Origin of the sequence: Microcoleus sp. C2D2 (genome assembly GCF_036702495.1) — a bacterium.
Lineage (GTDB): Bacteria > Cyanobacteriota > Cyanobacteriia > Cyanobacteriales > Microcoleaceae > Microcoleus.
The window spans coordinates 1-15,206 of the sequence record NZ_JAUBTO010000119.1 but is presented as its reverse complement, the minus strand read 5'-3'; the positions used below and the strand labels follow the sequence as shown (position 1 = coordinate 15,206).

6 protein-coding genes are annotated in these 15,206 nt (G+C 45.2%); 4 read left to right on the top strand and 2 right to left on the bottom strand.

Going from position 1 to position 15,206, the window contains the following annotated elements:
- Nucleotides 1–447: 447 nt before the first annotated feature.
- Nucleotides 448–5,685, top strand: coding sequence for an nSTAND1 domain-containing NTPase (locus tag QUB61_RS28815; protein WP_333132745.1), 5,238 nt, complete (start codon nt 448–450; stop codon nt 5,683–5,685).
- Between the two features lie 448 nt (nt 5,686–6,133).
- A complete protein-coding gene (locus tag QUB61_RS28810) occupies nt 6,134–8,407 on the top strand; it encodes an FdhF/YdeP family oxidoreductase (RefSeq protein WP_333132744.1) in 2,274 nt (757 codons plus the stop codon).
- 342 nt (nt 8,408–8,749) lie between these two features.
- Here the strand turns inward: QUB61_RS28810 and QUB61_RS28805 are convergent, their stop codons facing one another.
- On the bottom strand, nt 8,750–9,055 hold the full coding sequence (locus QUB61_RS28805; protein ID WP_333132743.1) for a hypothetical protein: 306 nt from the start codon (nt 9,053–9,055) through the stop codon (nt 8,750–8,752).
- A 739-nt stretch (nt 9,056–9,794) separates the two neighbouring features.
- On the opposite strand from QUB61_RS28805, the gene QUB61_RS28800 reads away from it, so the two are divergent.
- The gene (locus tag QUB61_RS28800; RefSeq protein WP_333132742.1) at nt 9,795–12,296 is read left to right on the top strand and encodes a protein kinase domain-containing protein; all 2,502 of its coding nucleotides are present in this window, start codon (nt 9,795–9,797) and stop codon (nt 12,294–12,296) included.
- A 14-nt stretch (nt 12,297–12,310) separates the two neighbouring features.
- Here the strand turns inward: QUB61_RS28800 and QUB61_RS28795 are convergent, their stop codons facing one another.
- The gene (locus QUB61_RS28795) at nt 12,311–13,723 is read right to left on the bottom strand and encodes a hypothetical protein (protein WP_333132741.1); all 1,413 of its coding nucleotides are present in this window, start codon (nt 13,721–13,723) and stop codon (nt 12,311–12,313) included.
- A 185-nt stretch (nt 13,724–13,908) separates the two neighbouring features.
- Here QUB61_RS28795 and QUB61_RS28790 point away from each other — a divergent pair, with 185 nt between their 5' ends.
- Nucleotides 13,909–14,937, top strand: coding sequence for a hypothetical protein (locus QUB61_RS28790; RefSeq protein ID WP_333132740.1), 1,029 nt, complete (start codon nt 13,909–13,911; stop codon nt 14,935–14,937).
- Nucleotides 14,938–15,206 lie beyond the last annotated feature (269 nt).

The following is a 15,206-nucleotide window of genomic DNA, read 5'->3' as shown; positions in this document are numbered from 1 at the left end:
GTGCGATCGTAAAACTTTCACTAAAATCCGGTAGATTTGCCTGAGAGTAGGCGAATAACAGAGTATGTATTTTTTTGGGTATGCTTTAATGCGATCGGCTAAAACAATAAGTAGGCAGGCTGAAATAAACTTAACTAGGTGATTGTTCGCTGTGATGGGAAATCGCAAAAATGGGCTGAAATAAACTTAACTATGTGATTGTTTGCTGTGAGGGGAAACCGCAGATGAAAGTAGATGAACGCAGATGAACGCAGATGTATTTAAAGATAGTTTGCGGAGGGCTTCGGTTCAAGTCTAATATTTATCCCTTAAATCTCGTACATTGCTTGTTGCCGAACTGGCTGACATCCGTGACATCCTCTCCAAGCGAATCCTTTGCCGAACTTTCTTCTTTATTTCGTCGGCAGTTGACAGCACCTATTATGAGAAACTTTTCAAATATTAATTATGATTAATTCGCACTGCCAGCAAGACACCGCAGCACAGCAAAACAAAAGTTCGCTGCAAACTCTCTCCCGGGCTCTGAAAATGTCTCAGGGGCAATTTTCGCTGATTTTGGTGCGGTGCAATTACAGTGCTATGAGAGAGGAAACTGTACGGCAATTGCGGGAGGAGTCTGGTCTCGATATTCGAGAAATTGTCCTCCCGCCATCTGTTAAAACTCTTTACACGACGATAGAAACCAAACTTACCTGCAACCATCCGGCAGCTTTAATGGTGTTTGGATTGGAATCGGTAAGTGCGATCGATCGACTGCTGACTTCTACCAACTACGTCAGGGAAGAATTTCGGAATAATTTTCCCTTCCCGGTGGTGCTGTGGGTGACAGACAAAATATTAAAAAAACTGATTCGGTTAGTAACAGATATCGAGACTTGGACGACCACTGTTGAATTTGTCCTCGGCCCAGACGAATTGGTGGATTTCCTGGGCAAAAGTGCCGATCGCATTTTTGCCAACATTTTAGAAAGCGGCAATTGGCGTTTAAGTAATTCTGCCATTCTCGGAGCCAATTCTTTGAGTGAATTAGAGTCGGCTACCCAAGACTTGCAAACTTGCAACATCAGGTTAGAACCAGCTCTTGAAGCGAGTTTGCAATTTATTCGCGGTCGGCACGAATATGCTTGTCACCGCATCCCTGCGGCTCTTGAATTGTATCAAACAAGTCTCTGTTTTTGGAAGTATCAAGTAGCATTTACTGAAGGAAAAACAGAATTTAGCGATTTGTTATTTACGGTTTACCCTGCATCGGTATTAGAGGGAATTCTGCTATTTCACATCGGGCTTTGCTACCGCTTCCAAGCAGAACAACACCGCAGCGCTAACCGTCCTTACTGGACGGAAGCTAAGAATTATTTTCAGGAATGTATTGAGGTATTAGAAAGCGCGGGACGGTCGGATGCCGTTGGTATATTCATCAATCAACTCGGCGAAGTATTGCAGCATTTAGAAGATTGGGATGCACTCTGGAATTTAGCTATTAAAGCTCGGAGATTGCATGAAAATATGGAAAATTCAGCAGTGAATTTGGCTCAAGATTACGGCTTTTTAGCTATAGTAGCCTTAGAGCAAAAAAACTGGCAAGGGGCGAAAAAATGGGCTTTAGTCGCTCTAGACGTTCTCAAATCAAATTTAGAAACGACGGGACAGGGAACGGCTGTCAAGTCGCAGCATCAAGGCTTGTATCTGTTGATTTTAGCAGAAGCTAAGAGTCAGTTGGGTGAGATTCGGGAGGCGATCGCGCATTTAGAGCTGGCTCGCTCGGAAACCGAAGCTTGCTACAACCCGCAACTGTATTTGCGGGTGTTAGAAATGCTGCGATCGCTCTATTTTCAGCGGGGAGAATATCTCGAAGCGTTTCAAATTAAGCAAGATTATCGAGCGGTGGAACATACGTATCGGTTCCGAGCTTTTATTGGAGCCGGAAAGTTGCAGCCGCACAGAGAAGCGGTTAATCCCGTGGCTGAAACAGTTGCCGGCGCTGCTACTATTGCTGATGAAATTACTGCTTCCGGCCGAGAACAAGACCTCAACCGTTTGATAGATAGAATGAACAATACCCCCGACAAACTGACAGTAATTTATGGTCAGTCTGGAGTTGGCAAAAGTTCAATTGTCACCGGGGGATTAGTACCGGCTCTCAAACAAAAAAAAATAGAAAGGCGAACTGTTTTGCCGGTAGTGCTGCAAGTTTACAACAACTGGCCGCGGGAATTGACCAGACAGTTATCTGCTCTTAAAGCTGAAATATTCGATCCGGAAATTTCCGAAGCAGTACCGGAAACTGCTCCGGTAGATTTGACCGTAGAAGCAGGCGCAGTCAAGGAAAATCTTATTTCGGGATTTAACGGCGGCTCGGCTGGGAAAAATGAGGATCAAATTGAGCAGTCACAGCCTGTAGAATCAATCATAGAGATAGAAAAAGACGAGTTCGTATACGAAACAATTATCAACGAGCTGCAAATAAATTCCGAACATCTAGTGACTGTTCTGATATTCGATCAATTTGAAGAATTCTTTTTCGTGTGGAAAGAGCCAGCCCAAAGGCAGAGATTTTTTGATTTTTTGCGGGAATGCTTGAACATCAAATATTTAAAAGTAGTCCTATGTTTGCGGGAAGATTACCTGCACTATTTGCTGGAATTTTCCCGACCCAAAAACCCGACAGGATTCATTAATAATGATATTTTGGGCGACATTCTCAGCAAAAATATTCTGTTTTATTTGGGAAATTTTTCCCTGGGCGATGCGCGAGCGGTAATTCGCACTTTAACTGAACGAGCGCAGTTTTACTTAGAACCGGATCTCATCGAAGAATTAGTCAAAGATTTAGCTGGAGAATTGGGAGAAGTTCGCCCGATCGAACTACAACTTGTCGGCGCTCAACTGCAACAAGAGGACATTAGAACTTTAACTCGATATCAGGAACTAGGCGACAATCCGCAACAAAAATTAGTCGAAAGGTTTCTCGAAGAAGTCATTAAAGATTGCGGACCGGAAAATCAAGTAGCGGCGCGGCGAGTTTTGTATTTGCTGACAGATGAAGAGGAGATTCGTCCCCTCAAAACCCGCGCCGAATTAGCCTCGGATTTAGCGACCTTTGCCGAAGCTGACAAATTAGATTTAGTCTTAGAACTGTTAGTAAAATCTGGTTTAGTTTTTCGGTGGACGGAACTGCAGGCACAGCTTTACCAGCTCGTTCACGACTATTTAGTTACCTTCATCCGCCAGCAGCAGCAATTAGATAAAAATGCAGAATTCGAGGAACTGCGAAAGCAAAATCAAATTAACCGAGATGAAATTGAACAAATTCGCAAAGACAGAGAGCGAGATGCTTTGCTGTCGGAAGCTAGAGACAAACAGCGCCAAGCTAGAGACAAACAGTACCAAGCGGAAGCTCAACTTTACCAAAGTCGGAGATGGCAATTGCGGGCGGCGGTTCTAGGATTGCTTGTACTCGGAGGTGTTTCGGCGATGGCATTCGAGCAAGCAAAATTAGCAGAAAGCGCGCGGCAAGAAGCCGAAAAAAGTCGGACTGATGCGCTAAATTCGGCGTCGGAAAGTTTAGTGCTTTCTAATGAAAAAGATCAATTAGGAGTGGTGGGAAATAGTATCAAAATCGCTCGTGATTCTATGAAAAGTACAGCCCTGCCTGTGGACACTAAAAATCAAATTGCTGAAAGACTCAGACAAGCAGTTTCTGGGGTGCAAGAACGCAACCGTTTCGAGCAGCACAGCAAGTTTGTTTTGGATGTGAGTGTCAGCCCCGACGGCAATTCAGTTGCTTCGGCAAGTGCTGACAAAACTGTTAAATTGTGGAGCAAAGAAGGTAAGTTATTAAAAACTTTCAATCACGGCGATATCGTGACGAGTGTTAGTTTTAGTCCTGATGGGAAAACCATCGCTACTGGTTGTGCCGATCGCACAATTAGAATTTGGCAAGTAGATAACGACAAAAGTGCGATTCCCTACGGGATAGCTCCGCTTCACGGCATTTTATCCGGCCACCGCGATATCGTCACCAGCGTCAGTTTCAGTCCCGACGGCAAAACCCTAGCTTCCGCCAGTCACGACAACACCGTCAAAATCTGGAACCTGGCGAACAAAAAATTGCTGCAAACCTTAACCGGACACAAAGACTGGGTGCTGGGCGTCAGTTTCAGTCCCGACGGCCAAACAATTGCCTCAGCAAGTGCTGACAAAACTGTCAAACTTTGGAACCGAGAAAGTAAAACCCAGAAATTTAAAATTAAGCCCAAAACATTAACCAAGCATTCTGACATTGTTTACAGCATTAAGTTCAGTCCAAACAGTCGAGAACTCGTCTCAGCAAGTGCCGACAGCACAGCCAAAATTTGGAAGCGAAACGGTGAGGAAATCAGAACTCTCAAAGGACACAACGATGAAGTTGTCAGCGCCAGTTTCAGTCGCGACGGCGAAAAAATTGTCACCGGCAGTGCAGACGATACGGTGAAAACTTGGAGTCGCAGCGGCACTTTGCTCAATACTTTTCGAGGACATCAAGACGACGTGAGGGCCGTAACTTTCAGCCGCGATGGCACTATTGCTTCCGCAAGTAAGGACAAAATAGTGAAACTTTGGAAACCGGACAGCACTCCGTTGAATAAGATTTTATCGGGACACGGAGACTGGGTTTACAAAGTCAGTTTTAGTGCTGACGGCAAAACAATTGCTTCTGCTAGCCGGGACAAAACAGTGAGACTTTGGCGAAGTGACGGCAGTTTATTCAAAACCTTAGAAGGTCACAATGATTCTGTTACCTGGGTGAGCATTTCCCCTGATTATAAAACTGTTGCTTCTGCCAGCGATGACAAAACCGTGAAAGTCTGGAGTTTAAACGGCCAACTGTTAAATACCCTAAGCCACAGCGGCATTGTTAAAAGCGTGAGTTTTAGTCCAGACGGAAAGATAATTGCCGCCGCCAGTACCGATCGCAAATTGTACCTCTGGCGCTGGAACGGTTCTAAAGCAACTTTGCTTGCAAAACTCGATCACAGCAATCCAGTAATTAGCGTTAGCTTCAGTCCCGACGGCAAAACTATTGCTACTGCTACCGCTGCTGAGGACAAGGCAAGCGGGAAGAAAAAGGCTTTTGAAATTTCCGGAGAAAAGAGAGTTTACCTCTGGCAATTTAACGGTTCGTCGGCGAAGATTCTGAAAACTATCGACCACGAGGACAGGGTTAAAAATGTGAGTTTCAGTCCAGACGGCAAGACTATTGCTGCTGCTTGCGCTGACAAAAAAGTTTACTTGTGGGGATTTGATGGCAAGGTGGCTAATTTAACTGAAAAACTCGACCACAGCGATACTGTAGAAAGCGTGAGTTTTAGTCCCGACGGCAAGTTGATTGCGGCGGCGAGTGGGGGAAATACTGTTAAACTGTGGAATTTTGACGGTAAGAAGGCGCTGCTATCTAAGACTTTGGAATCGAGCGATCGGGTGTTGAGCGTTACTTTTAGTTCTGACAGCAGAACTCTGGCTTTTGCTAGCAGCGATAGGACTGTAATTCTGTGGCCTTTGGAAAATTTTGAACTGAATAAAATTATTGCTCGGAGTTGCGAATGGTTGGGAGATTATTTGCAGAATGACCCGAATGTTGCTGAGGGCGATCGACTGCTTTGTCTTGGGTTTGGGAACCAAGCGTTAAATAAGAGTAAGCGATAAAATTTGAGTGAGTTAAACCTGAGATGTTGCACCATTCTCAATAAGATTTTTATGAACAGGCTTTCCGGCCTGTGAAGCGAGAAAATTCACTCTTCGCTTCACAGGCCGGAAAGCCTGTTCTTGAGAATGGTGCAAGATGTGAGTTAAACAGGACTTACACACAGAAACTATCGGTAGGGTGCGCCGGGTCGCGCAGCTTACCTCTATTGATAGTGCAATATCTCAGTTAAATCAACTTGTAAGGGGCGCCAGATATTGATTGTTTCGATATGAAGAGGTTTTCCCGATCGGACGCACCCTACGCATCTGCCTTTAGTCGATTTACCAATTCCCAATTCTCAATTCCCAATTCCCAATTCCTCTTAAAAAATATATCTAGTGCCTAATTTTTATAATCGTAAATTTAAGATAAAATTTTAGTAATAAATTTAAACAAAAGGTAAACCGCATGGATGTCAACTCCCAAAAAGTCCAACCAATCCCGCCATTCAGCGAGACAAACGAGGAAACACCAGAGATAGGTGGCGGTTTGCCCGTAATAGAATATTGGGCAGAACATACATTGTCCCCGGAAGGGCCGAAACTTTGGAAAACTTTGCTGCACAAAAGTGCTTGTTTGTCCTGTTCTTGGGGCACTGGCGGGCAGAAAGGAGGTTTTACGAATGAAGAGGGCGAAAAACTTCAGCGGTGCATGAAAAGCGTCGAAGCAATCTCCGCTGAAATTAAACCGCCTGTCTCGACTCACTATTTTGAACAGCACAGTATTGCCGAACTCCAGCAATTAAATTCAATGGAAGCAGACAGGCTGGGAAGGCTGAGTTTTCCGATGATTTTGCGGGCCGGCAAGTCTCATTACGATCGCATTTCTTGGGAAGAAGTTTATCAAATTGCCGAAGCTGCCTTTCGCAAAACCCCCGAACGAGTAGCATCCTACAGTTCTGGTCGTTCTTCCAACGAAGCGGCTTTTCTGCTGCAATTGATGATGCGGGCGATGGGTTCCAATAACTTAGCAGATTGTTCCGATCTCTGCCACGCTCCCTCGACAATCGGGTTAAGCGAAATGTTTGCCACCCGCACCTCGCTAGTGAGTCTAGAAAACTTGAAGGAAGCAGATTGCGTCGTGCTCGCGGGCAGCAATTCTTCCTACAACCATCCCCGCTTGATGAACGAATTGATTAAAATTCGCGACAAAGGCGGTAGAATAATTGCGATCAACCCGGTGATGGAAATCGGCTTAGTCAAGTTTGGTTCTCCGGCATTTCCTGTCAAATCGCTCATCCCGGGTTCCGATATTTCCTCGCTATACTTGCAACCAATTCCCGGTAGCGATACGGCGCTATTTGTCGGCATTCAAAAATCTGTAATCGAAGAAGGATTGCTGGACGAAAAATACTTGCAAACTCATACAGAAGGCTGGGAAGCAGTAGTACAGCACGCCCGCGAAACCTCTTGGGAAACTATTACTAAAACCTGCGGAGTTTCCCAAGCAGAAATTGAGGCTGCAGCCAGAATTATTGGCACGTCCCAGCGAGTAGTCTTTGCTTGGGCGATGGGAATTACCCAACACGATAACGGTGTAGATAATGTTTTCAGCATTGCCAATACTGCCTTAATGACAGGAAATGTCGGCAAAGAAGGTGCTGGATTAATGCCCGTGAGAGGACACTCAAACGTCCAAGGATTCGGCTCTATGGGCGTGACTGTCAAGCTGAAAAAAGAAATCCAAGACGCTCTCGAAAAACTGTTAGATCGTCCCCTCAGTCGCGTTAAGGGCTACGACACTCGATCGCTCATTGAAGCAGCAGATGCAGGCAAAGTCGATACGCTGATCTGTCTGGGCGGCAACTTGTATGGGGCAAATCCAGATTCAAATCAGGCAAAACGGGCTTTAGGCAATGTTGAAACTATTATTTACCTCGCAACTAAACCGAATTTAGGGCATTTTAGCGGATTGGCAAAACACAATACAATTGTGATTCCTGTACTCAATCGCTTTGAAAATCCCCACAAAACAACGGTGGAATCTGGAAATAATTTTGTGCGTTTAAATGATGAGGGTGAAACTCATCTCAAAAATGCCGATCTGATTCCCGAGGTACAATTTTTGACGGAATTAGCCAGCAGAATTCACGGCGATTTTCCCGTTGATTGGCGCCAACTTCAAGACACAAAATACGTTCGGCAATTGATTGCTAAAACTATTCCTGGCTATGAAAAAATAGCGACAATTGATGAAACCAAAGAGGAATTCACCATCAGCGGTCGCATTTTTACGGAACCTAAATTCCCTACAGAGTCTGGGAAAGCGAAGATGTTTGTCACGCCTTTACCTAAGCTGAAATTACCGGAAGCGAAAGAGTTTGGAGTATCGGAATCAACAAAGGGTATTGTTGTGGCATTGATGACGGGACGCAGCTATTCTCAGCATAATACTGTTGTCTACAAAATTGATGACAAATACCGGGGAATGCCGCACCGCAACTGCATTTTGATGAACCGCGCGGATGCAGAAAGTGTGGGTCTGCAGGAACATCAGCGGGTTACGGTGCAGGGAAATGCGGGAAAAATGGAAAATGTCGAGATGATTTACGGGGCTGTTCGCGTGGGTGCTGCTTTGATGTTTTATCCTGAAGTTAATGTGATTTTTCACCCGGAAATTGAAAGGCGATCGGGCACGCCTGCTTACAAGCGCGTACCTGCTTTTGTTTATGCGGAAGCTTAAACAGTTCGCGATCGCACGGGGCGATCGAAGAAACCGGGTTTTTTACCGAATCTGCGGGTTATAACGCGTCTTCTCGTAAAAAACCCGGTTTATGGAACCCCATCCGTAAGTCTTAATTAACTGTTAATTTGCAAAGCTATACCCCGCCAAGTCCATCCCCAACCGGTTTCGGTTTTAATCGCAGAACCGATCGCCATCGCCGCCACTAACGCACCTCCCAAACCTCCCAACCACGACGGCGGTAAAGTCGTAGCAAACTGCTAAGTGATTGAACATTATCGGCTGCACTAACCACTCGGCAAAACACTCGCTTTCCCAGCGCTGGCATACAGGTGAACAAGTCTATTTTCTCGGTTTCGGCTGTGGCGATAGCAGTTTCGATCGCCCCGGAGGCCGCACGTCGGCATCGATAAATAATAAGAAGTCTCCGGTTGCTACCTCAACAGCTTGGGCGCAGACCCAGTTTTTGCCCGCCCAATATTGGTTCCCAGGTCGCGGCTGACCTGCTAATATTTTGAGGCGGGGGTCGCCCGGCTGCTGTTGCAGGGTTTGCCCGAGATCCTTGGTGTCGTCTGTCGATCGTCTACAATCAAAACCTCTAGGTTGTCCGCAGACAGCGGTGTACTCTCCCTCATGGCGATCGCGCAATCCCGAATATTCTCGGCTTCGTTGTCTGCTGGTACGATTACCGAAACTTTGGGGAACTGCGCGGCTGGCCCTGGTGAGGGCCTGGCTGAAATTCTCTCGGTTCGAGGCGCATTTTTGACCGATCGGCGCAAATTCTTAGTGTAAGCTCTACTTACTATCAGAGAAAAAATTAGCAGGTTTAACAATATCAAAGCGAACTGACCTAAAATTTTCGGTACAGGATTTGTCTCCCTAAATATTAAAAAATATTAAAACAAAAAGCTAGTCGATCGCCCGGAAAGTTATTTTGACCGCCTCTTTTGCTATAATTTGTGAGCATCTTTCGGCTCGCCCGCAGCGAGGGGCAAGACCACTCACCCGGTCAGCGACCGAAAAGCTGAGGATAGATATCAGTTGTCAGAGGAGATTGCAATGGGCGAATTTTTTACAGTAGATGTGTTTACGAACGGGGTATTGGTAGTCGGCGCTTTGGGTTTTTTCTTTTTGGGATATCAAGCTTTGCAGATATTGAAAAAATAAAGTATTTAGTAAATAAAGCCAAGTTTGCAGTGGCGGTCGCATCAACTTAAATTCTTGTGAGGTGGGCATCCTGCCCGCCAAAACAGGCAATTTAAATCGATCGCAGCGATACATGGATAGAAAGTAAAGAGCGAGACTGCGAAGGGTAAAAATAGCAATTCCTGCCTGCCGTGCAACTGTTTCTTGCGAAAATCAACCAAACAAAGGCTGCGTTATTATCATGGTGAGCCAACTTTTAGATGGACGCTATCAAATCATTGAAGTCATAGAAACAGGAGAATTTGGACAAACCTATCTGGCCAAAGATATTCGCCGTCCGGGAGAACCGCAGTGCTTTGTCAAGCACCTGCGTCCCGGTACCACCGAACCGAAATTAATTAATACTACGCGCCGTCTTTTTCAAAAAGAAGCAGAAGTTCTAGAAAAGCTCGGTCAACACGACCAAATCCCTCAGCTATTCGCTTATTTTGAAGAAAATGAAGAATTTTTCTTAGTTGAATCATTTGTTGCCGGTCACTCGCTATCAACCGAGATTGTACCGGGCAAACCCCTAACAGAAGAAAAAATAATTGCTTTGCTGAAGGAACTGTTAGAAATTTTAGTGTTTGTACACGGACAGGGAGTAATTCACCGAGATATTAAACCGGCAAATTTAATCCGCCGCTATTCAGACAACAAGTTAGTTTTGATTGACTTTGGCTCGGTGAAAGAAATTCACATCGCTCAAAGACAAGCGCCGGTAACTGTGCGGATTGGCACGCTGGAATATATGCCGATCGAACAATTTCAATACAATCCGCAACTCAACAGCGATATCTACGCTTTGGGAATGATTGGCATCCAAGCAATGACGGGTTTGCCCGCTTACGATTTGCCGAAACTGCGGGATTTGAAAAATTCTAATAAAGGCGAAATAGTTTGGCGGCATTTAGCCGCGTGTTCCCAAGCGCTGGCTGATGTTTTGGACAATATGGTGCGCTACGATTTTCGGGAGCGTTACCAGTCGGCGGCGGAAGCTTTAGCCGATTTGAGGAAAATTGGCGATCGCTCGCGGGCGCGGATTCCCAAGCTGACAATATATCGCGAAGAAGTCGATCGGCGCAGCAGCAGCCGCGGTGACATTACAGTCGTCGGTCGTAGAATATTAGATGAACTGCGCGTCAGTTTGGAATTGCTGCCAGAAGAAGCAGAGGCGATCGAAGATGAGGTATTGAACCCTTACCGCAAATACAGAGAAAAAGGCGAACGCTACGAACAATCACTGCAAGAAGCAATGCAGCAAGAATATCCCTTTACTCTGGAAACTCGCGAGGAGTTAAAACGCTTGCAGCAAGTTTTAGGGCTTACTGACGAAGATGCCGCCAGAATCGAAGAATTAGTCATTCCTAAATCTTTATTCGCTAAATTGTACAAGGCGATCGCCACAGTTTTGGAGGGACACCGCAACCCCAATCCGCCACCAGCGAGCAGCGCCCCTCAACTCGAATTGCAGGCAAGTCCGGCGGTATCCCCGCAGGTAAATCTGAACGGAAAAACCGATTTGTCGAGATCCAGCGCAGCAGCGATTGTCCCCAAAGAAACTCGCAAATTCAATCCTTATCTCGCCGGGGCAACAATTGCGGCTATCTTAGCTGCGATCGGCGGAATTTACGGATATCTTAAGTTGCAACAATGGCAGCAGCGAGTCCAGAAAGAATCCCAACAGCTCAATCAAATTGAAGCTCTTTATAAAGCCAGCAATTATGAAGGCTGCATCAGCCAAATACCAACAATTGCCAACACTTCCAGCAGCTATTCGTCCGGTCAAAAGTTACAGGAACAGTGCCAATCAGGGCTGCAGTGGAAGAACGCCAAAGTCAAAAATTTCGCTCAGCATTCAGATGCCGTTGGGTCTGTTGATTTCAGTCCAGACGGCTTAATGTTAGCCAGCGGTTCTAAAGATAAAACCATCCAAATTTGGGATTTAGCTACAGGCAAGTCGATCCGCACTTTTGCAGGAGATTCATCCACCGTTTGGTCGGTTGCTTTTGACTCAAACGGTACGAGACTGGCGACTGGAACCGGTTTTTGGAGAGTCATGCTGTGGGATTTGAAAACAGGGCAAGTGATTCGCAGTCTCGACCACACTGCTTCTGTTTGGTCTGTCGCTCTGAACCCCGACGGACAGCTCATTGCTAGCGGCAGCGGAGACAAAACCACGAAGATTTCGGATGCAACAACTGGCCGTTTGATTCAGAATTTGCCCGACCATACAGATTTTGTTTATTCTGTTGCTTTCACTCCCGATGGAAAAAGTTTGATTAGCGCTTCTAAGGATAAAAAAATTACAGTTGTTGATGTAGCAACGGGGGGGTTGCTCAAAACTCTTGAGGGACACGGCGACGCGGTGAGGTCGGTTGCTGTTAGCCCGGACGGCAAGACAATTGTTAGCGGTTCCTACGATGAAACTATTAAAATCTGGAATCTCGAAACAGGAGATTTAATTCGCTCTATCAAGGGGCATTCAGACGATATTGTCTCGGTTGCTATCAGCCCGGACGGGAAGTTTATTGCGAGCGGGAGCAAGGATAAAACTATTAAAATTTGGGATTTGGCTACCGGAGAATTGCTGAATACTTTGACGGGACATTCCGATGAAGTTTATGTGGTAACTTTTAGTCCCGACGGCAAAACTATTGCTAGCGGTTCTAAAGACAATACTATTAAGTTGTGGCTGAGGTAATTGTCACCTGTCATTTACTTGCTGTAATTAAGCTCGTTTTTTAAGGTTGTGGGAAAATGCCAATAAGGCGTTTCTAATTCGTCCTCATTTCGAGAATTTCCAGTTGAGTGCTCTCGGATTTGAAAAAAGTAGTAGAGGTTAGCCACAGTTAAATCGGATATTTCTTGCCAATTCGAGGCAGCTAAAGCTTGATAGCCAGTCGCGATCGCCTCCTGGCTGACATAAAATTCGTATCCCTGGCGGATTTCCGGCGACACAGCGAAGATTAGCTGGTCGCGCAAGGATAGATAGTGAGACTTTTGCTTTAAAGTGTCATAAAGTGAAGGTTCCGCAGCTAATACCGTGAATGTAGTGTACACGCTGCTTTTTACACTCTCGCCGCTGAGTTTATCTAAACTAGCTAACTGGTGCTGATCTTTGGGAGACAAAGTTTGCATCCAATCAGCCTCAGTTTGCCAAAATTCTATTACACTTAAATCATGACCGAGAATCCTAGTAACTTCGGGAAATAAAAAATCTAGTTCTGCTTCCGATTGACATCCTTTAACAACAGTTAGAATATCTTGACGAATTTTTGATTGAAGTTCCAGCAGGCGCTGGCTCACCATATCGTAGGCCCGCTGCAAGTGAAACGTGACGTCGATCGCCTGCTCGATCGCCCAAACACATTCCCTTTGCCTGAGCTGTGCGGCAGAACACAGCCCCTCCAACAAACTGGGATTGTCATAAATTTTTAAAGCCTCAAACAGCATATCCCGCCCGCTATTAATTTCGGAATTCCGAAGTTTAAGATCCGGCAATGTCAGGGCTGACTGACAGCGTTTGATAGCTTTAGAAAAAATATCGTAACCGTTAACCAGTTTCTGGCGGTGCATTTGAAAACTAGAGTCGTGAGCCACCTTAAAAATCTGCTGGATCACCTCTACTCCCCTATCTTTGAGGATGTGTCTGAGATCGATAAACCCGCCTTTAATTTTTAGCTTCTGGTGCTTGGCATCTTCTCTGATTTTTAATACTTGGTTGAGGTTTACTGCTGACAAAACTGTGTTCGATACAGCGCCAATGCCAAAGACTGCAGCAGTCGCTTGCATCACTGCCAAATTAATTTTCAGAGAGTTAAGCATTCTATATATTTTTTGAAACCCCTGATGAGTTTGAGCAAGCTGCAACGGTGCCACTGTCAGGTACACGGGAGCTACCAGCGGGTGTACGGGGCCACCTCCGGCTAACTGTGCGAGCAATCGTAGAACCCCGCGCGAGGATGTAGTTCCAGTTGTTGATGGATAAAAGATTTTTGCAAGCTCCACAAACTCCCCTGTCACCGGATCTCTAGCTGCCGGGAGCAATTTTCCTGTTTTGGCAGCAGGCTGTACCAGGTTGCCAGTATTGAGTAGAGCCTGAGTTGCAGGGGTGAATAGATAATCCATGTTGTCAGACCTGTTTCCAAAAAAAATGCAACTGTAGGCCCGCGATCCAAACCACGACAGTCATCAGTCATTCCCAATTCTTCAATTCTTTAATCTAAAATCTAAAATGGTATGACTCACTTGGTATTCAAAAAGGCAGATGTTCTGTATTGTATGCTATTTAGGGGAACGAGGGATAAAAGTAAATGAATGAGTATCTCAAGGTATTCCAGGCTCTTACCCAGTTTAGCGATCGATTGCTGGCCGACGAACATCAATCCCTAGAGATCAAACAGTCAGCTACCCAACTCAGCGTAGATGTGGAACCTTGTATTCAGGAAATTAAGCAATCAGCCCTCAGACTCAAGGGGTTTCTTCAGGTATGTTTCAAAGATTTATCTCAGGCTGAGGATGTCTGGAATAGCAAGCCGAGAATTGCTCGCGCATCGACCGTTGAGGTGTGGGAGCAAATTGGCCAACTAAGCGGATGCGATTTCAGAATTCGCTCTTTAGGAAAACAGGCCCAATATGATGCTGTTGTTAAAGTTCGCAAATCGTGGAGCGACAAGTCTACAAAGTTGAAAAATCAGTGGTTTTTGTGGGATAAAAACCATCAAGTCTTTCAAAGAGATACTCTCGGTTTTTATGAAAAAGAGCATTTGCACAAAGAGTTGCGGAATGAAGTTGATTACCAGGCAGATCGAGTGGTTTTAATTATGGAGAATGAACTCCATTTGATTTTTAAAGAATTAGAATCTATTGATATAGAAACAATTGAATTTTGTATTGAATGCTTCGATCTCAAGAGTCAATCGAGATTTAGAGAGCGAGTGCAATCAATAGGCAGCGAGATTGTGTCGAAGTTTACGGAACCTCTGAAATATTTGCCTGACTCTTCTTCTGTGAAGACTTTTAAAGAAACGCTGAAAGCCCCTGTAGAAACTCTGGTTCATAAAAGCAAGATGGGAATCAGTTTGGTCGATTTTGAAGAGTCCTGTAAAGTGATTGGCTCAATCATGGATAGTTTGATTTTAGCAATTTTTGAGGAGCGCATGAAACTGGCAATTCAGACAGTTGAAAAAGCGATTAGGTTCTACAATAATTTTTTAGAGAAGCAGGCGCGGTATCAGCAAGAGACGCCCCAACAGCGAGCGGCGGAAAAAGATTGGATCGAATACCAGCGGCAGCAACTCAGGGAAATTCAGCAGTATATTGAAGCACTCATCAGTCATTAGTCATTGGTAATTGGTAGTTTGTAATTGTTGACTGTTGACTGTTGACTGTTGACTGTGAATCAAAAAAATGAAAATTGCGCGAATTATTAGTTGCGAGCTTGATGAGACTTTACGCCCGACTTTCTGGGCGCGGATTTGATATCATTCGGACCTTACTGCCGGAATTGATATTATACCTCTTGCAAAAATAATTAGGACGGGCTCTTCGGCCCATCCCACAAGAGTTATTTTTTCTTGTGGGATGGGCCGAAGAGCCCGTCCCATCAATT